Source organism: Streptomyces sp. NPDC055749, from assembly GCF_053617235.1.
This window is the reverse complement of record NZ_JBSHFH010000087.1, coordinates 1-19,373: the sequence shown is the minus strand read 5'-3', so window position 1 is coordinate 19,373 and position 19,373 is coordinate 1. Positions and strand designations below refer to the sequence as shown.

Sequence of the window (19,373 nt, the reverse complement as noted above, 5' to 3'; positions counted from 1 at the left end):
ACGCGGTCCCGGCCCTCTGTCGTCCGCCGCCCGGCGGCTCATCGCAGCAGCGCCGTCGCGTCCCCCATCACGATCACCGGCTTCCTCGCCGGGTCGAGGGCAAGGAGGAGTTCCTTCATCCGCTTCTCGGGAAGCGAGACGCAGCCCTGGGTCGGGCCGCCGTGGTCCACATGGAGCCAGATGCCGCCGCCCCGCTCCTCGCCGAGCGGGCGCTCCCGGTCGAGGGGGGTGACGCCGGGCGTGCGGTTGTAGTCGATGGCGACGACGTAGTCGAAGGACCCTTCGAGCGACTCCCCGAAGAAGCCCTCACCGCTCATCGCGAAACGCGGATGCTCGTCGTACGGGATCCGGGCCCCCGGGTCGGGGAGCCGCCCGCCCGCGTCGGTGAGGGTGAAGACGCCGACCGGGGACTTGAGGTCGCCCGCCACATGGAAGTCGGTCCAGCCTTCGAGGCCGTTGTGGGCGGGCCAGGGGCCGGCCGCCGGCTGCCAGCCCTTGACGGGGTCGCGGGTGTAGAGCACCGCGGTGGACTGGTTGGAGTCGGGGGAATCGCCGGTGACGACGACCGCCTGCCGCGCGGTGGCCGGGATCGCGGCGCGGGTCGTCGGGCCGAGCGCCGGGATCTCCGCGGGGCGGGGTGCGGGTGCCTTCGTGCGCTCGGGGGCGGGCATGGACTGGGGGCCCGGCGCGCCGCTGGGCGTGGGGGGTGAGGCGGGGTCCGTGGAGCAGCCGGTGAGCGCGAGGAGGACCAGTGCGACGAGGGCGGCGTACGGACGGCGGGAAGCGGACAAGACGTGGGCTCCTGAGTGGGTCGGCTGACGCAGTCTCAGATCGCAGTCTTCGCCGCGTCGGCCCCTGACGCATCCTCAACCGGGCCATCCGGGCTGTACACATCACCCGTCGTGCGGTATCCGGGTTTCCGTACCCCGTACCCCGCACATGGAACAGCCCCCGGCCTGGTGGCGGCCGGGGGCTGTTTCACGTGGAACCGAAGCGGAACAACTGACGCTTACTTCGCGCCGGTGTCCCTGGCCACCGAGTCCTTGGCCTCCGCCTTGTCCTTCGCCGACGCGACCGGCTTGCGGAGCTGGATGTTCAGCTCACGCAGACGGGTCTCGTCCAGCTCGGAGGGTGCGCCCATCATCAGGTCCTGGGCGTTGCCGTTGAGCGGGAAGGCGATCGTCTCGCGGATGTTGGGCTCGTCGGCGAGCAGCATCACGATGCGGTCGACGCCCGGGGCGATGCCACCGTGCGGCGGGGCGCCGAGGCGGAACGCGCGCAGCATGCCCGCGAACTCCCGCTCGACGGTCTCGGCCTCGTAGCCGGCGATCGCGAAGGCCTTCAGCATGACCTCGGGCTCGTGGTTACGGATGGCGCCGGAGGACAGCTCGATGCCGTTGCAGACGATGTCGTACTGCCAGGCCAGGATGTCCAGCGGGTCCTTCTCCTCCAGGTCCTGCATGCCGCCCTGGGGCATGGAGAACGGGTTGTGAGAGAAGTCGATCTTCCCGGTCTCCTCGTCCTTCTCGTACATCGGGAAGTCGACGATCCAGCAGAACCGGAAGACGCCCTCCTCGAAGTGACCGGCGCGCTTGGCGGCCTCGACGCGGACGACGGACATGATCTTGGATACCTCGTCGAACTCGCCCGCGCCGAAGAAGACGGCGTGGCCGGGGACGAGGGACAGCCGCTCGGTGAGCGTCTTGATGTCCGTCTCGGTGAGGAACTTGGCGATCGGACCCGCCAGCGTGCCGTCCTCGCCGACGCGGACCCAGGCGAGGCCCTTGGCGCCGTGCTCGACCGCGTACGCACCGAGGCCGTCGAAGAACTTCCGGGACTGGCCCGCGGTGTCCGGGACCGGGAGCGCGCGGACGTGCTTGCCGGCGAACGCCTTGAACTCCGAGTCGGCGAAGATGTCGGAGATGTCGACGAGTTCGAGCTGGGCGCGCAGGTCCGGCTTGTCGTTGCCGTACTTCAGCATCGACTCGCGGAACGGGATGCGCGGGAACGGCGAGGTGACGTGGCGGCCGTTGCCGTACTCCTCGAAGAGCTCGGTCATGAGCTTCTCGATCGGCTGGAAGACGTCCTCCTGCTCGACGAACGACATCTCGACGTCGAGCTGGTAGAACTCGCCGGGCGAACGGTCCGCGCGGGCGTCCTCGTCGCGGAAGCACGGCGCGATCTGGAAGTAGCGGTCGAAGCCGGAGATCATCAGCAGCTGCTTGAACTGCTGCGGGGCCTGCGGCAGCGCGTAGAACTTGCCCGGGTTCAGCCGGGAGGGGACCACGAAGTCGCGGGCGCCCTCGGGGGAGGTCGCGGCGAGGATCGGGGTCGCCATCTCGTTGAAGCCGAGGGCCACCATCTTGGAGCGGATGGAGGCGATGACCGACGAGCGCAGCATGATGTTGCGGTGCATGCGCTCGCGGCGCAGGTCGAGGAAGCGGTACTCCAGGCGCCGCTCCTCGTTGACCCCGTCCTCGGTGTTGATCGTGAAGGGCAGCGGGGCGGCCTCGCCCAGGACCTCGACCTCGGTGACCTCGATCTCGATGTCACCGGTCGGGAGCTCCGGGTTGACGTTGTCGGCGCCGCGCGCGGAGACCTTGCCGTCGATCCGGACGACGGTCTCCTTGGTCAGCTTCGACAGGGCGTCGTTGCCGGGGGTGCCGGGGCGGGCGACGAGCTGCACCAGACCGTAGTGGTCGCGCAGATCGATGAAGAGGATGCCACCCAGGTCTCGGCGATTGTGCAGCCAGCCGCTCAGCCGGACGTCGGTGCCGACGTCAGAGGCGCGGAGCTCGCCGCAGGTGTGGGACCTGTACCGATGCATCGTCGTTCATCCAGTCTTAGCGATTCGAGGTGGATTGGGCCACCCCAGGCTACCGCCCGCATCCGCACCCCAGCATTGCCATTGCTCCGCGCCCCGGCCCCTCGGTGGCGTCGGACACGCACATCTTCCTAAAGTGGGGCAATGCGCACCGAGGAAATCCTGGCCGCGATCGCGACCGGTCTGTGGCGCTGGGACAACGAAGCCGGGGCCGTCACGCTGGACGCGGAGGCGGCCCGGCTTCTCGGCCTGCCCGCCGAGCCCGGCGTCTACCCGGAGTCCGTGGTGCGTTCCCGGTTCCACCCGGTCGACTGGAACGAGATATACGGGGTCGTGAATCTCGCGGTCGCCGAGGACACCCTGGCCGAGGCCCGGCTGCGGATCGTGGACGAGCGCGGCTACGTGCTCCGTATCGTCCGCAGCCGTTCGAAGCCGGTCATGAGCCCCGGGGGAGGCGCCGAGGGTTACGTACTGATGGGCACCCTCCAGGAGGTCGCCGAACCGCAGCCGGACTCCACCGCCGAGCACACCGCCATCACCGGGGACTGGCGCCGCTCCCGGGAGGCGTTCCTGCTGGACGCGGGACGGGCGCTGGCCGAGGCCCGGTCCACCGAGGAGGTCCTGCGGGTCGCCGCGTCCCTCTCCATGCCCGGGTTCTCGCCGGACGGGCTTGCCGTCTTCGGCGTCGCCGGGGAGCGGCTGACGATCATCGGGCACCACGGACACAACGTGGGCGACGAGGACCCCTTCGCCGACATGCCGCTGGACACCGACTATCCGGCCGCCGAGGTCGTACGGACGGGGCGGGCGATCTACCTCCCGTCGCCGGACGAGTACCGCCGGCGCTTCTCCGCCACCTGGCCGCTCGCCCGCCGCTTCGGGCGCCGCTCCTGGGCCTTCCTGCCGCTGGTCTCCTCGGGCCACACGATGGGCGCCTGGATGGCCGGGTTCCGGCATCCCGTGTCCTTCTCGCCGGACGAGCGCGCCGTGCTGACGACGGTCGCCCGGATGCTCGCCCAGGCCCTGGACCGGGCCGGGGCCGCCGAGACAGAGCGCGAGCTGTCGCTCGGCCTCCAGCGCTCGATGATGCCGTCCCTCGGCCCGGACATCCCCGGGATGGCGGTGGCCGCGCGCTACATCCCGACCGGCGGCGGGCTCCAGGTCGGCGGCGACTGGTACGACATGATCCCGCTCCCCAACGGCCGTATCGCGCTCGTCATCGGTGACGTCCAGGGCCACGACGTACGGGCCGCCGGGCTCATGGGCCAGCTGCGGATCGCTCTGCGCGCATACGCCTCCGAGGGGCACCGCCCCGACGCGGTGCTCTCCCGGGCCTCGCGCTTCCTCGCCGGCCTCACCGAGGAGTACGAGGGCATGGACGGCGACGGACACACCGCCGCGCGCTTCGCGACCTGTCTGTACGCGGAGGCCGATCCGGCCACCGGCACCCTGGACATCGCCAGAGCGGGCCACCCGGACCCCGTGGTGATCAGCGTCGACGGCACCGCGGTGATCCGGCAGACCGCGGGCGGCCTGCCGCTCGGCATCGAGGCCGACTCGGACTATCCGACGACCCGGGTCGTCCTGGAACCCGGAGAAACGATCATGCTGTGCACGGACGGGCTCATCGAGACCGGCGGGCACGACATGGCGACCGGCTGGGAACGGCTCAGGCCGGTCCTGGAGGAGCCGGACGAGGACCTGGAGAAGCTCGCCGACGCCCTCGTACAGGCCGTGCACGGCCCGACCTCCCACTACACGACCGGGCCGCTGGCCGACCGGCGCGAGGACGACATCGCGGTCCTGGTGCTCCGCCGCGAGGGCCCCACGACCCGGCTGGCGCCTCCGCGCCGTACCGCCATGACCATCGCCCAGGCCGAACCCGAACGGATCGCGGCGGCCAGGCAGCAGGTGCGCGAGCTGCTGCACGACTGGGCGGACCCGGAGCAGGTCGACTCGGCGGTGCTGATGATCTCCGAGATGGCCACCAACGTGCTCGTCCACACCGACGGCGACGCGCTGATGGTCGCGGAGGTGATCGGGGAGCGGGGCGAGCGGCGGCTGCGCGTCCAGGTCGCCGACGGCAGCGACGAGCTGCCGCACAAGCGGCGGCCCGGGGAGATGGCGTCCAGCGGGCGGGGGCTCGTCCTGATGGAGATGCTGGCCGACGCGTGGGGGGTGGACCCGCGGGGCGAGGGGAAGTCGATCTGGTTCGAGCTGTTCGAGACGGTGGAGCCGGCGGACTTCTGACCCGGGGCGTCCGGCGGGACGGCCTGCTCTCAGTCGCCGGGCGGGGCCGCCGGTGAGCTCCCACCGGACTCCTGGCCGGGCCCCTGGCCGCCGTAGCCCTTCCGGAGCTCCCCGATCACCCCGAACACCGCCGCGCACAGCGGTACGGCGAGCAGCATGCCCAGGACGCCCGCGACGCTGGCACCCGCGGTCAGCGCGATCATGATCATGGCGGGGTGCATCTGGACCGTACGGCTCTGGATCATCGGCTGGAGCACGTGGCCCTCCAGCACCTGGACCGCCAGCACCACCCCCAGAACCCAGAGGGCGATGACGAACCCCCGGTCGACGAGCGCGACCAGGACGGCGACGGCGCCGGAGATGACCGCGCCGAGATACGGGATGTAGGCCCCGACGAGGACCAGCGCCCCCAGCCCCACGGCCCCGGGTACGTCCAGGATCAGCAGGCCCACCGTGATGCACACGGCGTCGATCAGGGCGATGAACGTGGTGCCCCGCATGAACCCCTCGACGGCCTCGAAGGCCCGCCGCCCCATGGCCTCCACCAGCTGGCCCGTGCCGCGCGGGGCGATGGTGTGGGCGAGGTTCGCGGCCCGGTCCGAGTCGCGCAGGAAGAAGAACGTGAGCAGCAGGGTCAGGACGCCGGTCGCCGCGAGGGAGCCGAGCAGGCTGATCCCGCTGAGCAGGCCGCCGGCCGCACTGGCACCGAACTTCTCGACGAGGTTCTTGGCGTTGTCGGCGAGGTCGTCCACGTTCGCGCCGTCCGCGATCCCGAAGTGGTCGATGATCCACTGGCCCGCGTCCTTGAGCGAGTCCACGATCTGGCCGCCGGTGTCGATGAGGGCCGTGACGACGATGTACCCGGCGCCGCCGACCACGCCCACGAGCACACAGCAGGTGAGTCCGGCGGCCACCGACCGGTTCACCTTGCGGGCGGTCAGCCAGCGGTGCACGGGGCCGAGCAGCGCCGTACCGAGCAGCGCGAGCAGGACCGGCGTGACCGCCGTCTTGAGCACGATGCACAGCCAGACGGCTACGGCGACGACACCGCCGACGAGGAGCACGACGCCGCACCAGGCGGCCGTCCGCCGCGCCGCGTCGGGCAGGAGAGGCTTCTGGGTCTGCACTCCCCCACCCGATCATGGTGCGGGTGCGCCTGCCCGCCCGCGCGGGCGTACGGGTGACGGTCCGTCACCCGCGGCCCGCGAACGGACGGGGTGTCATATCCCGTGTCACATCACGTGTCACATCCCGTGCACCGCGGGCATGGTGCCGAGACGGCCGGCCTGGAAGTCCTCGAACGCCTGCTTGAGCTCGGCCTGGGTGTTCATCACGAACGGCCCGTAGTGCGCCATCGGCTCACGGATCGGACGGCCGCCGAGCAGGACGACCTCCAGGTCGGGGCTGTTGCCGTCCTGCGCCTCGTCCGCGCGGACGGTCAGCGAGGAACCGCTGCCGAAGACGGCCGTCTGTCCCTTGTGGACCGGCCGGCGCTCCGTACCCGCTGTGCCGTGCCCGGCCAGCACGTACGCGAGTCCGTTGAAGTCCTCGCGCCACGGCAGGGTCACCTCGGCGCCGGGGCGGACGGTGGCGTGGATCATCGTGATCGGGGTGTGGGTGATCCCGGGACCCTCGTGCCCGTCGAGCTCACCGGCGATGACGCGGAGCAGCGCGCCGCCGTCCGGGGAGGCGAGGAGCTGGACCTGGCCGCCGCGGATGTCCTGGTAGCGGGGGGCCATCATCTTGTCGGTCTTGGGAAGGTTCACCCAGAGCTGGAGGCCGTGGAAGAGGCCGCCGGACATGACCAGGGACTCCGGCGGGGCCTCGATGTGCAGCAGCCCGGAGCCTGCCGTCATCCACTGGGTGTCGCCGTTCTCGATGGTGCCGCCGCCACCGTTGCTGTCCTGGTGGACGAAGGTGCCGTCGATCAGATAGGTGACGGTCTCGAAGCCGCGGTGCGGGTGCCAGGGAGTCCCCTTCGGCTCACCGGCCGCGTACTCCACCTCACCCATCTGGTCCATCATGATGAACGGGTCGAGGTACTTGTAGTTGATCCCCGCGAACGCGCGGCGCACCGGGAAGCCCTCACCCTCGAACCCGGAGGGCGCGGTCGTGACGGCGAGCACGGGACGGGCCACGGCGTCACCCGCGACCGCGACCTTGGGCAGGCTGAGCGGGTTTTCGACGGTCACTGCGGGCATGGGAAGCCACCTCCGGGATTGTCCTGATTTCAATTTAGTTGAATAGTGAACATCCTGCAAGGGGGAGTCCATTCCCGCCCGCGTCCGGACAGCGGAAAGGGCCCGCACCCCAGGGGTACAGGCCCTTCAGGACGGTCGCACGTCAGCCGTACATACGACGCATCGCGAAGTCGACCATCTGCTCCACGGCCTTGGCGTCGAAGACCATGCGGTGATCGCCCTCCATGTCGAGGACGAAGCCGTATCCGGTCGGAAGCAGGTCGATCACCTCGGCTCCGGTGATCACGAAGTACTTGGACTCCTTGCCCGCGTACAGCCGCAGCTCCTTGAGCGTGGTGAACATGGGAATCACCGGCTGCTGGGTGTTGTGCAGGGCCAGGAAGCCAGGGTTGTCGCCACGCGGACAGTAGACCTTCGAGGTCGCGAAGATCTGCTGGAAGTCCTCCGCGGACAGCGAGCCCGTGGTGAAGGCCCGGACCGCGTCCGTCAGGGACGGCGGTGACGGTTCGGGGTAGAGCGGCTGCTCGCCGTAGCCGCCGCCCATCTGCTGCTGCGCGCCCGGGGTCTGGTCATAGCCGTACATGCCGCAAAGAGTAATCGGACACATCAGCCCCTTGAGGGGTTGCGTCTTATTACTGACGGGTAGCATCATCGTAGAGGTCAGCTGATATACCCACGCCAGCTCGTCGCCCGACCCTCACCCCTCCCCGGGGCGCTGCGCGCCACTGCTATTGATTACGGAGCCTTCCCATGGGGCACTACAAGTCGAATCTCCGCGACATCGAGTTCAACCTCTTCGAGGTCCTCGGGCGCGACAAGGTGTACGGCACCGGCACGTTCGCCGAGATGGACGTCGACACCGCGAAGACCATCCTCGACGAGATCAACCGCCTCGCGGAGAACGAGCTCGCCGACTCCTTCGCGGACGCCGACCGCAACCCGCCGGTCTTCGACCCGGAGACCAACACCGCTCCGGTCCCGGCCTCCTTCAAGAAGTCGTACCAGGCGTTCATGGACTCCGAGTACTGGCGTCTGGGCCTGCCCGAGGAGATCGGCGGCACCACCTCGCCGCGCTCCCTGATCTGGGGTTACGCGGAGCTGCTGCTCGGCTCGAACCCGGCCGTCTGGATGTACTGCTCCGGCCCGGCCTTCGCCGGCATCCTCTTCGACGAGGGTAACGACGCGCAGAAGAAGATCGCGGAGATCGCCGTCGAGAAGCAGTGGGGCTCGACGATGGTGCTGACCGAGCCCGACGCGGGTTCGGACGTCGGCGCCGGCCGCACGAAGGCCGTCGAGCAGGAGGACGGCTCCTGGCACATCGAGGGTGTGAAGCGCTTCATCACCTCGGGCGAGCACGACATGTCCGAGAACATCCTTCACTACGTGCTGGCGCGTCCCGAGGGCGCGGGCCCGGGCACCAAGGGCCTGTCGCTCTTCATGGTCCCGAAGTTCCACTTCGACTGGACCACCGGCGAGCTGGCCGAGCGCAACGGCGTGTACGCGACGAACGTCGAGCACAAGATGGGCCTCAAGGCGTCCAACACGTGCGAGATGACGTTCGGCGACCAGCACCCCGCCAAGGGCTGGCTGATCGGTGACAAGCACGACGGCATCCGCCAGATGTTCCGCATCATCGAGTTCGCCCGCATGATGGTCGGCACGAAGGCCATCGCGACCCTGTCGACGGGTTACCTGAACGCGCTGGAGTACGCCAAGGAGCGCGTCCAGGGCACCGACCTGTCGCAGTTCATGGACAAGACGGCCCCCAAGGTCACCATCACGCACCACCCCGACGTGCGCCGCTCGCTCATGACGCAGAAGGCGTACGCGGAGGGCATGCGCTCCCTCGTGCTCTACACGGCATCCGTCCAGGACGCGATCCAGGAGAAGGAGGCCGCGGGCGAGGACGCGAAGGCGCTGAACGGCCTCAACGACCTGCTGCTCCCGATCGTGAAGGGCTACGGCTCCGAGAAGTCGTACGAGCAGCTCGCGCAGTCGCTCCAGACCTTCGGCGGCTCCGGTTACCTCCAGGAGTACCCGGTCGAGCAGTACATCCGGGACGCCAAGATCGACACCCTGTACGAGGGCACGACGGCGATCCAGGGCCAGGACTTCTTCTTCCGGAAGATCGTCCGCGACCAGGGCGCCTCGCTGAACACGCTCTCCGAGGAGATCAAGAAGTTCCTCGCCGAGAACCACGGCAACGAGGAGCTCAGCACCGCGGTGGACTCGCTCGCCAAGGCGGCCGTGGACCTTGAGGCGATCGTCGGCACGATGATCACCGACCTCACCGCGACCGGCGAGGACGTCAAGAACATCTACAAGGTGGGCCTCAACACCACCCGCCTGCTGATGGCCTCCGGCGATGTCGTCGTCGGCTACCTGCTCCTCAAGGGCGCGGCCGTGGCAGCCGAGAAGCTGCCGACCGCTTCCCCGAAGGACGTCGCCTTCTACCAGGGCAAGATCGCCGCCGCGAAGTTCTTCGCCGCGAACATCCTGCCGGGCGTCGGCGCCGAGCGAGCGCTCGCGGAGAGCATCGACAACTCGCTGATGGAGCTGGACGAGGCCGCGTTCTAGTCCCCGTCCGTATGTGAGTGAGGAAGGCCCGCCCCTGCCCCGGGGCGGGCCTTCTCTATGATCGGCATCCGGCCCGAGAAGGAGATGCGATCGTGAGTTCGACGCAGGCAATCGGCGTACACCGGACGGCGCGCGGTATCGCGGCGGCAGTGGCGGCGGGGCTGCTGCTCGCCGGCTGCGGCGGGGACACCGACGACAGGGCGACGGCGCTGGACGAGGCGCAGGTCGCCTCGGTGCTGCCGGACGAGGGCTCCATGCCGGGCTGGAAGCACACCGAGAAGGCGGCCACCTCGCCGATGAACGACCTCATGCGGAGCAACCTCTGCGCGAACAAGGGCAACAAGGGGTGCGAGGAATCCCTGTTCATGGGGACGGTCTCCTTCAGGAACGAGAAGGAGAAGGCCGGGGCCCGGTTCTGGATGATCGCGTACAAGGACGAGAAGGCCGCCGAAGCCGCGTACGACACCCTGTGGAAGCACACCGCGCGTACCACCGGCCCGAAGAAGGCCGACCTCGGGCAGCCCGGCGCACAGCGCGACGCACGACTCGGGACGCAGTACGGCGGGGCCCTCAGCGTCACCGGCCAGATACGGGTCGGCACCGCGGTGCTCTGGATGGGCTCGGACGCCCTGAGCGAGGAAGCACCCGACAAGGAGCTCACCAAGGACCTCGCGGCACTGTTCTCCGAGCGCGCGCAGCGGGCCCAGAACGGCGACGAGCCTTCGGCGAAGCTCTGACGTGCCGCCGTGGGACAACCGTGAAGCGTCCCCGCCCACCGTCGTTACAGTGAAGTACATGAGTTCTCCCCTCCGCTTCGACCGCGGGCACACCGACGACCTGATGGCCTTCCTGATGGCCAGCCCCTCCCCCTACCACGCGGTGGCCTCCGCCGCGGCGCGGCTGGAGAAGGCCGGTTTCCGGCAGGTCGAGGAGACCGCGGCCTGGGACGCCACCACCGGTGGGAAGTACGTGCTGCGCGGCGGGGCGATCATCGCCTGGTACGTGCCGGAGGGCGCCGAGGCGCACACCCCGTTCCGGATCGCCGGGGCACACACCGACTCGCCGAACCTCCGGGTGAAGCCGCTGCCCGACACCGGCTCGTACGGCTGGCGCCAGATCGCCGTCGAGATCTACGGCGGGACGCTCCTGAACACCTGGCTCGACCGGGACCTGGGCCTCGCCGGCCGGATCTCCCTGCGGGACGGCACGCACCGGCTGGTCAACATCGACCGGGCTCTCCTGCGCGTACCGCAGCTGGCCGTCCACCTGGACCGGTCGGCCAACACCGACGGCCTCAAGCTCGACCGGCAGAAGCACATGCAGCCGATCTGGGGACTCGGCGACGTCGACGAGGGCGACCTGATCCGGTTCGTCGCCGAGGAGGCGGGCGTCGACGCCGAGGACGTGACCGGCTGGGACCTGATGCCGCACGCCATCGAGCCGCCGTCCTACCTGGGCCGCGACCGGGAGCTGCTGGCCGGTCCCCGGATGGACAACCTGCTCTCCGTGCACGCCGCGACCGCCGCGCTCGTCGCCGTCGCAGGACTGCCGGACGCCGAACTCCCGTACATCCCGGTGCTCGCAGCCTTCGACCACGAGGAGAACGGCTCGCAGTCCGACACCGGCGCCGACGGCCCGCTGCTCGGCACGGTCCTGGAGCGCTCCGTGTTCGCACGCGGCGGCAGCCTCGAAGACCGCGCCCGCGCCTTCGCCGGCACCGTCTGTCTCTCCTCCGACACCGGGCACGCGGTGCACCCCAACTACGCGGAGCGCCACGACCCGACGCACCACCCGGTCGCCAACGGCGGACCGATCCTCAAGGTCAACGTCAATATGCGGTACGCGACCGACGGCAGCGGCCGGGCCGTGTTCGCGGCGGCGTGCGAGAAGGCCGGCGTGCCGTGGCAGACGTTCGTCTCCAACAACGCGATGCCGTGCGGCACGACGATCGGCCCCATCACGGCGGCCCGCCACGGCATCCAGACCGTCGACGTCGGCGTCGCGATCCTGTCGATGCACAGCGCCCGTGAATTGTGCGGCGCCGACGACCCGTACCTGCTGGCGAACGCGCTCGCGGCGTTCCTGGCGGGCTGACCCCTACGCCACCGCGGCCCCCTGCCGAACGCCTTCGGCAGGGGGCCGACGTGTCCCTACGGGGCAGTGGTCAGATACATGCCCGAGGCGCCCGCCCCCGCCGTGTTGCGGCAGCTGTGGTTACCGCTCGGCCGGGCCTGGATCAGCGCGAGGCAGCGGCCGAGTGCCAACTGCCCGTAGTAGTTGGGGTGTACGGACTCCTGCACCGGTCCCTGCGTCTCGTTGCTGTCGATCCAGCGCGCCCACTCGCTCGTCGTCGCCGAAGCGGGCACGGCCGCGCTGACCAGCTTGCTGGTCTTCGCGCACACCTCGCGGCCCTGGAGCATGTCCCGCAGGTCCATGAACTGCACGCCCTTGGCGGTGGCGACGCCCTTGAGGCGGTTCGCGACCTGCGGGGTGAGCGAGTCGCGCGCCCAGTCGGAGTCCTTGTTCCAGAAGGGGCAGCCGCCCGTGTTCGTACGGCTCCAGCCGCTCTCCGCGTAGCGGTTCTCGGCGCCGCGCGGGATGGGGGAGGGATAGGACTGGAGCACGATGCGGTAGTCCGCCGCGGCGTATCCGGCCCCGGACATGACCGCGCGGATCTCGTCGACGGACTTGCCGACGTCTCCCATGACCGTGTTGATCTTCGAGTCGACGGCGGTCTGCTGGTCGTCGTGGCAGTAGGAGTACCAGACGATGTAGTCGGTCGCGCAGCTCCTGATGATGTCCGCGAAGCCGAGGTCGTTGCCGCCGACGGACAGGACGATCAGCTTCACGTCGTTCGCTGCCGCGATGCCTGCGAGCTGGTCGGCCTGCGGGGCCTCGCCCTTGTAGGAACGGCCGCCGTTCGCCGCCCGGAAGACGTTCTGGGTCGTTGCGCCCGAGCAGGCGATGTTGATCAACGCGCTCACCGCACCGGCCGCGCCGTTGACCTCGGCGGAGTCCGAGCGGTGGCAGCCGTTCGCCGCCGTGGTGCCGTAGACGCGGCTCGGGTCGTACCCGCTGCCCGTCCAGGCCCGGTCGGTCCCGTCGCGGCCTGTGCCGGTGGTGAGGCTGTTGCCCTTCCAGCGGCCGGCCTCACCGGAGATGTAGCTGTCGCCCATCGTCACGACGGCTGTGGGCCCTGAGCCGGGGCTCGCGACGGCGGGGGAGGCGTCGGCGGCCGTCAGTGCCGCGGCGGCGGCGAGGGAGAGAGCGAGAAGCGCGCGAACGGCGCGGGTGGGGGATGAGCGCATGGCTGTTGTTCTCCTGCGTCGGTGCAGAGAAGCGGGGACAGCCGCCGGCCGGTGGCATACGGAATCTGGCATGCCGCGACTTGTTACCGCTAGGTAGCGTCGCGTTTCTCTTTCGTCACGGAGGCGACCGCACGCTCGGACACCGGCCCGGTCCGGAACCGGCGCCGGTACTCGGTCGGTGTCGTGTCCAGCCTGCGGCGGAACGCCCTGACGAGGGTGTCGGTGGTACCGAATCCGCACGTGGACGCGACACGTTCGAGGGTGGCGTCGGTGGATTCGAGCTGGTTGCGTGCCCTCTCTACGCGGACCGATTCGATGTAGGCGTGCGGCGTCGTGCCGAGTTCGCTCTTGAAGATCCGGGTGAGCTGCCGGTCACCGATGTGGCCGTACTCGGCCAGGTCGGCGACGGTGAGCGGCTCGCCGATGTTGCGCATGATGTAGTGCCGGAGATCCTCGATGCGCCGGGTCGTGGAGACCTGTTCCAGCGGAACGCTGAACTGGCTCTGACCGCTCGGCCGCTTCAGGTACATCACGAGCTGCCGGGCCACGCGCAGCGCGACGGCCTCGCCGAGGTCGTCGGCGATGAGGGCGAGCGACAGATCGAGGCAGGCGCTGATCCCCGCCCCGGTCCACACATCCCCTTCGCGGATGAAGATCGGATCGGCGTCGACCTCGACCAACGGATGGTCGGCGGCGAGCTGCTGCGCGGTCGACCAGTGGGTGGTGGCGCGCCTGCCGTCGAGGAGTCCGGCGGCAGCGAGGATGTGGGCGCCGACGCAGACGGATGCGACCCTTCGCGTCCGTCCGGCGAGCTGCGCCACCCGGCTCACCACGGCGGGGTCGGTGAGCGGGTGCACGCGGCCTTGGCCGTCGACCTCCACCGCGCCGGGCACCACGAGGGTGTCGATGCTCCGCGTGGACAGCTCGTCGAAGGTGATGTCGGGGAGGATGCGGACCCCGGCGGCGGTGGTGACCGGCTCCAACGTCTCGGCGGCCAGGACCACTTCGTAACCCGCCGCTTCGGCCGTCTCGCGTCGCGCGAGGGAGAACACCTCCGGAGGTCCGGTCACGTCGAGCAGGTCGACGCCTCCGAAGAGAACGATGACGATCAGTCGTTCGACGGTGCTCACGAGGCCCCCGGGGTCGGCCGATCCGATGTCGGTTTCTGCATGTTAGACGACATTGCCGACACACCCGGGTGAGTCATAGCGTCGTGAGTATTCCGCCACTGAAGGAGATCTCCTGATGAAGCCGCAGCGATCCGCCGCCGCCCCGGGTGCCGCGAAGCACACGACCACACTGCGGGAGCTCAACGAGTTCGACGAGACTCCGGCCACGCTCTCCGATGCGACGCTCATCCTGATCGACTACCAGAACACCTACACCGGGGGTGTGATGGAACTCGACGGGTGGAAGCCGGCGGTGAGCAACGCCGAAGCGCTGCTGAAGCGGGCCCGCGAGGCGGGCACTCCCGTCATCCACGTCGTCGACAAGGGGTACGGCCTGAAGTCGGACGCGGGACAGATCATCGCGGCACTCGAACCGGTCAGGGGTGAGCCGGTCGTCGAGAAGAGCGTCCCCAACGGCTTCCACGGCACCAATCTCGCCGAAGAGGTCGCGAAGGCCGGGAACGAGAACGTCATCATCGCCGGGTTCATGACGCACATGTGCACCCTGTTCACCGCCCAGGGCGCGTTCCTCAACGGCAACAGGCCGACCGTGGTCGCCGATGCCTCCGCGACCCGTCCGCTGCCGCTGAACGGCAACCCCGCCGGCATCCCCGCCGAGCAGGTCCACGAAGCCGCTCTCGCCACGGTCCAGGACCTGTACGGAGTCGTGGTTCCCTCGCAGAAGTCGCTGGCACGGGGCCCCGCCGACGCCTAGGGCCCCGGCCCCGACTGCCTTTCGGGGCATGGTCGTTGCCCGGCCGGGTACGCGCTACGTACACGGTCCGGAACTTCCGGGCCGTCGAGAGGCGGAACTCATGGGACTCGGAGGGTGCATCATCCTCATCGGTGCAGGGGCGATACTCGCCTTCGCAACCGACTGGAAAATGGACACCGTCAACGTGACCCTGGTCGGCTGGATCATGATGATCGTCGGCCTCGTGGGCACCTTCGCCTATGCGAGCATCGCGCGCCGCCGCCGCATGGTCGTGCCGCCCACCACCACGGTCGTGACGGAGGACGAGCGGCGCTACCCCTGACATCCGGCCGGTCGTTCCCACCAGGAACGACTGGCCGTCCAGGGGTGCGGGCGCCCGATATTCTGGGCCGTACGTCGCCCGATGCTCCGGGTCGTACGCGTGCCCCGCCCCGGGCGCACAAGGACCGCAGAGGGAGCCACTGGTGGAGTTCCGGCTGCTCGGTACCGTCTCCATCGACACCCTCACCGGACCCCTCCCGCTCGGCCCCGCCAAGCGCCGCAGCCTGCTCGCCGCTCTTCTGCTGCGCGCCAACACACCGGTCTCCATCGCCCAGTTGACCGAAGCACTCTGGGAGGACGAGCCCCCTCTCCACGCCCGTACCGTCATCCAGGGGCATGTGTCCCGGCTGCGCGCCCTCCTGACGGGCGCCGACGCGGAGGCGTACGAGGTGGAGCTGACCACGCTGGGCGACGCCTACCTGCTGCGGGTGCCGGAGTCGCTGCTCGACTCGCAGCGGTTCGAGGAGCTGCTCCTGCTGGCGCGGGAACAGCGCAGCGCCACCGACACCGTGCTGATGCTCAAGGAAGCGCTCGCGCTGTGGCAGGGGCCCCCGCTCACAGGGGTGTTCGCCGGACCGCCGCTCCAGGCCGCCGCCCATTCGCTGGAGGAATCCCGGCTGGCCACGGTCGAGCAGTTGGCCGCCGCCTACGCGGGGCTGGGGGAGCACAACCGGGCCGTGGCGGTGCTGCGGGCGGAGGCCGTCGCGCACCCGATGCGGGAGTCCCTGGCTGCGGCACTGATGACGGCGCTGTACCGGGCGGGCCGGCAGTCCGAGGCCCTGGACCGGTTCCACCGCACCCGGCGGCTGCTCGCGGACGAGCTCGGTGTGGACCCCGGACGGGAACTCGCCGACGCGTACGCCCTGATCCTGCGGGGCGACCCCGGGACCGGCCCGGACGGCCCCGCGCCTTCGCGGGCCCACCGGGCGCCCGCCATCCCCGCCATCGCCGACGTGCCGACCCCCGCGGCCCCCGCGTACTCCGGCGTCGATGCCCACACCGCCGACCTGCTGCCCCGCGCACCCCGCGGCTTCCACGGCCGCCTGCCCGAACTCGCCTCGCTCTCCCGGGCCGCGGCGGGCGAGGCCCCCATCTGTCTGGTCACCGGACCCACGGGCGTGGGCAAGACCGCGCTCGCCCTCCAGTGGGCGCACCGCAACGCGGCGGCCTTCCCGGACGGACGGCTCTTCGCCGATCTGCGCGGATTCAGCGACACGGGAGAGCCCGCTCCCCTGGAGATCCTGCGCGAGTTCCTGCTCGCGCTCGGCGTCGCACCGCGCCGGGTTCCCGAATCCGTCCCGGCCGCCGCCGCACTCTTCCGCACCATGACCGCCCGGCGCAGTCTGCTCGTCGTACTCGACAACGCCCGCGACTCCGCCCAGCTCAGGCCGCTGCTGCCGGGCGGCACCGACTGCGTCACCGTGGTCACCAGCCGCCACCGGCTCGAAGGGATCATCGCCTCGGACGCGGCCCGGCCCGTCGCGCTCGACGTCCTCGGCCCCCAGGACGGTGTGGCCCTGCTGGCCGGCGTGCTCGGCGAGGAGCGAGTGCTCGCCGAACCGGTGGCGGCCCGCCGCCTCGCCGAGCTGTGCGGCGGGCTCCCGCTCGCCCTGCGGGTCACGGCGGCCCGTCTGTCGGGCCGCCCGCAGCGCACACTCGCCGGCACGGCCACGGAACTCGCCGACGAGCAGCACCGGCTGGCCTACCTCGAAGGGGAGGACACCGGCGTCTCGGCCGCACTGCGGCTGACCGTGCAGCAGTTGCCGCCCGAGGCCGTCCACCAGTTCGCCCGCCTCGGCCACCACCCCGGCGGCCACTTCGATCCGTACACGGCCGCCGCACTCGCCGGCAGCGACCCGATCGCCGCGGCGACCGCGCTGGAACGCCTCGCAGCCGCCCACCTCGTCACCGAGACGGTGCCCGGCCGCTGGGTCCTCCACGACCTCGTACGCCTGTACGCCCGCGGGCTGGACCCGGCGTCGGGGCGCGAAGCACTCGTCCGGGTCCTCGACCACTACATCGCGACCGCGCTCGCCGCCGCCGACACGGCCGAACCCGGGGGCGAGTCCTGCTTCGTACTGCCGGACGGATTCCACCGGCCCACCGCCGTACGGGACTTCGCCGACCGGGCGGAGGCGATGACATGGCTGGCCACCGAGCGCGAGGATCTGACGCTGGCCGCCGCCGCGGCCCGCAGCGGCGGACTCGACGACCGGTCCTGGCGGATCATCCTGCTCCAGTGGCCCCGAGTGGTGTGGCGGGTACGGGACAACTGGACCCCGATGCTGGAGACGGCCCTCGCCGCCGCACGCGCCCTGGGCGACCCGTACGCCGAGTCACGGGTGATCACGCTGCTGGGCTGGGTCCTGACCGAGGAGGGCCGCACCGCCGAGGCCGCCGCCCTGCTGGAGCGCTCCCCGGAGCTCGCCCGGCAGGCCGGTGACCGGCTCGGCGAAGCCACCGCACTGATCAACCTGGCCATCGTCCAGGCCGAACAGGGCGCACTGGAAACAGCGTTGGAGGGATGCGAGCGCGCCATCGAACTGGGCCGCGAGGAACAGGACGCGCACACCGAGATGCTGGCCCTGCAACACCTCGCCCGTATGCAGCTCGACGCGAACCGGCCGCAGGAAGCCCTCGACGCCGCCCGCGCCGCCCTCGACCTGGGCCCCGAGCACGAGGAGGCGGCCCGCCGGGTGCTGCTCACGGCCGTCTGCGGCGAGGCCCATCTGGCACTCGGCGCGAAGAGCGAAGGCATCCGCCTCCTGAACCGGGCCGCCCAGGAGGCGGAGGACGCCGGGTTCAGCGAGGGCGCGGTACGGGCGCTCGGCGCACTGTGGCAGGTCACGGCGGACCTCGACCACGGCAGGCGGTACGAGCAGGCGGTACGCCGGCTCTCCGAAAACGGGTGATCCACGCGGGTCGGGGGCGCGTGCGCGCGAGGCCCGCCGGTACACGTCGGCGGACAGCGGCGGGACGTTAGCGGCACGACAGCGAAACGTCACCACCGGGCGGCAGACTCATGAATGTCAGCAGGTCAGGGGCGTTTCACCGCAGCAAGCGGGGCCGCTTCGGACCACTGCGCCACACATGCCGCAAGGCCGTCGGACCGTCGGGCAGGACCACCGGACGCGTCGGACTCCACACCACCCGACCCGGGGGAACTCTCATGCGTACGTACCGTCACCGCTCCGCCCTGCTCGCCGCCGCGACCACGGCAGCGCTCGCCCTCGCCCTCACCGCCTGCGGCGGCGAAGGCACCGGCACGAAGACCGCGGGACCGGCGGACAGCAGCTCCGCACCGGCCGCCGCCGAAGGTGCTCCGCAGGACGCCGGCACGGCCGAGGACACCGGGACCGCGCAGGACACGGGAACCGCGAAGGACTCCACCGCCGCGAAGACCACCGGCACCGCGGGCAGCACCGGCGACGGGGCCGCCGCGTCCACGCCCACCTGCACCACCGAGGACGTCGCCATCAGCGCCGCGCGCCAGGACGGCCCGCCCTACACGCACATCGTCCTGACGGCGAAGAACACCTCCGGCCACAGCTGCACGATCAAGGGCTTCCCGAAGGTCCAGTTCCTGGAGAGCCACAAGGAGGACGTGCCCGCGGTCGCCAAGAGCAGGCCGGCCGGCCCCGTCGTGCTGGCTGCCGGTGCCCCGGCATACGCCCTGGTAAAGCTGTCCGACGGTGGCGTGGACGAGGAGAACGAGCCGGTGTCGGCCTTCGCCGTCTGGCTGGAGGGCGGCGACGGCATGGCCTCCGTGCAGGCGCCCGGCGCGGGCGGCATCGCCGTCGACCCGGCCGTCTGGGCGACCGGCTACTGGACCCACGAGCTCCGCGACGGCGCCGACGACTTCTGAGCACCGGCGCCCTGAACGGCCCGCGGGGGCCGGGGCGGGGGGGGAACACCCCCCCGCCCCCCCCCCCCCCCCGGCGCCCCCCCCCCCCCCCGGCGAAAAACACCCCCCCCCCCCCAACCGCCCCCCCCACCCCCCCCCCCACG

The 19,373-nt window shown here is 70.7% G+C and carries 15 protein-coding genes; 8 read left to right on the top strand and 7 right to left on the bottom strand.

Annotated elements, in window-relative coordinates; genetic code table 11:
* Positions 1 to 38 precede the first annotated feature (38 nt).
* Positions 39 to 791 (bottom strand): L,D-transpeptidase family protein, encoded by a 753-nt coding sequence (locus ACWGO0_RS35725; RefSeq protein ID WP_453544385.1) that lies wholly within the window; start codon positions 789 to 791, stop codon positions 39 to 41.
* A gap of 218 nt (positions 792 to 1,009) precedes the next feature.
* Positions 1,010 to 2,827 carry an aspartate--tRNA ligase gene (aspS, locus tag ACWGO0_RS35720; RefSeq protein WP_453544383.1) on the bottom strand — a complete coding sequence of 606 codons (1,818 nt, stop codon included), beginning with the start codon at positions 2,825 to 2,827 and terminating at the stop codon, positions 1,010 to 1,012.
* 141 nt (positions 2,828 to 2,968) lie between these two features.
* On the opposite strand from aspS, the gene ACWGO0_RS35715 reads away from it, so the two are divergent.
* The gene (locus tag ACWGO0_RS35715) at positions 2,969 to 5,074 is read left to right on the top strand and encodes an ATP-binding SpoIIE family protein phosphatase (RefSeq protein WP_453544381.1); all 2,106 of its coding nucleotides are present in this window, start codon (positions 2,969 to 2,971) and stop codon (positions 5,072 to 5,074) included.
* Positions 5,075 to 5,103: 29 nt separating this feature from the next.
* On the opposite strand, the gene ACWGO0_RS35710 is transcribed toward ACWGO0_RS35715, so the two are convergent.
* The 3 genes from ACWGO0_RS35710 to ACWGO0_RS35700 all read right to left on the bottom strand — a co-directional run bounded on the left by ACWGO0_RS35710 (position 5,104) and on the right by ACWGO0_RS35700 (position 7,858).
* The gene (locus tag ACWGO0_RS35710; protein ID WP_453544379.1) at positions 5,104 to 6,201 is read right to left on the bottom strand and encodes an AI-2E family transporter; all 1,098 of its coding nucleotides are present in this window, start codon (positions 6,199 to 6,201) and stop codon (positions 5,104 to 5,106) included.
* Between the two features lie 117 nt (positions 6,202 to 6,318).
* Positions 6,319 to 7,275, bottom strand: a complete 957-nt coding sequence (locus ACWGO0_RS35705; RefSeq protein ID WP_453544377.1) for a pirin family protein — start codon at positions 7,273 to 7,275, stop codon at positions 6,319 to 6,321.
* A 142-nt stretch (positions 7,276 to 7,417) separates the two neighbouring features.
* The gene (locus ACWGO0_RS35700; RefSeq protein WP_453544375.1) at positions 7,418 to 7,858 is read right to left on the bottom strand and encodes an SseB family protein; all 441 of its coding nucleotides are present in this window, start codon (positions 7,856 to 7,858) and stop codon (positions 7,418 to 7,420) included.
* A gap of 167 nt (positions 7,859 to 8,025) precedes the next feature.
* On the opposite strand from ACWGO0_RS35700, the gene ACWGO0_RS35695 reads away from it, so the two are divergent.
* The 3 genes from ACWGO0_RS35695 to ACWGO0_RS35685 all read left to right on the top strand — a co-directional run bounded on the left by ACWGO0_RS35695 (position 8,026) and on the right by ACWGO0_RS35685 (position 11,946).
* Entirely contained in the window at positions 8,026 to 9,852 is a 1,827-nt protein-coding gene (locus ACWGO0_RS35695; RefSeq protein ID WP_453544374.1) for an acyl-CoA dehydrogenase, read from the top strand.
* Positions 9,853 to 9,944: 92 nt separating this feature from the next.
* The gene (locus tag ACWGO0_RS35690) at positions 9,945 to 10,589 is read left to right on the top strand and encodes a hypothetical protein (protein WP_453544372.1); all 645 of its coding nucleotides are present in this window, start codon (positions 9,945 to 9,947) and stop codon (positions 10,587 to 10,589) included.
* A gap of 58 nt (positions 10,590 to 10,647) precedes the next feature.
* Entirely contained in the window at positions 10,648 to 11,946 is a 1,299-nt protein-coding gene (locus tag ACWGO0_RS35685) for a M18 family aminopeptidase (protein ID WP_453544370.1), read from the top strand.
* 56 nt (positions 11,947 to 12,002) lie between these two features.
* Here ACWGO0_RS35685 and ACWGO0_RS35680 read toward each other — a convergent pair whose 3' ends face one another.
* Together ACWGO0_RS35680 and ACWGO0_RS35675 are read right to left on the bottom strand one after the other, a co-directional pair.
* A complete protein-coding gene (locus tag ACWGO0_RS35680) occupies positions 12,003 to 13,160 on the bottom strand; it encodes a GDSL-type esterase/lipase family protein (RefSeq protein WP_453544368.1) in 1,158 nt (385 codons plus the stop codon).
* 89 nt (positions 13,161 to 13,249) lie between these two features.
* Positions 13,250 to 14,290, bottom strand: a complete 1,041-nt coding sequence (locus tag ACWGO0_RS35675) for a GlxA family transcriptional regulator (RefSeq protein ID WP_453544366.1) — start codon at positions 14,288 to 14,290, stop codon at positions 13,250 to 13,252.
* 115 nt (positions 14,291 to 14,405) lie between these two features.
* On the opposite strand from ACWGO0_RS35675, the gene ACWGO0_RS35670 reads away from it, so the two are divergent.
* The 4 genes from ACWGO0_RS35670 to ACWGO0_RS35655 all read left to right on the top strand — a co-directional run bounded on the left by ACWGO0_RS35670 (position 14,406) and on the right by ACWGO0_RS35655 (position 19,230).
* On the top strand, positions 14,406 to 15,044 hold the full coding sequence (locus tag ACWGO0_RS35670) for a cysteine hydrolase family protein (RefSeq protein ID WP_453544364.1): 639 nt from the start codon (positions 14,406 to 14,408) through the stop codon (positions 15,042 to 15,044).
* A gap of 100 nt (positions 15,045 to 15,144) precedes the next feature.
* Positions 15,145 to 15,366 (top strand): DUF6458 family protein, encoded by a 222-nt coding sequence (locus ACWGO0_RS35665; RefSeq protein WP_453544363.1) that lies wholly within the window; start codon positions 15,145 to 15,147, stop codon positions 15,364 to 15,366.
* Between the two features lie 142 nt (positions 15,367 to 15,508).
* Positions 15,509 to 18,277 (top strand): AfsR/SARP family transcriptional regulator, encoded by a 2,769-nt coding sequence (locus ACWGO0_RS35660; RefSeq protein WP_453544361.1) that lies wholly within the window; start codon positions 15,509 to 15,511, stop codon positions 18,275 to 18,277.
* Between the two features lie 257 nt (positions 18,278 to 18,534).
* Positions 18,535 to 19,230, top strand: coding sequence for a DUF4232 domain-containing protein (locus tag ACWGO0_RS35655; RefSeq protein ID WP_453544359.1), 696 nt, complete (start codon positions 18,535 to 18,537; stop codon positions 19,228 to 19,230).
* The last annotated feature ends 143 nt before the right edge of the window (positions 19,231 to 19,373 follow it).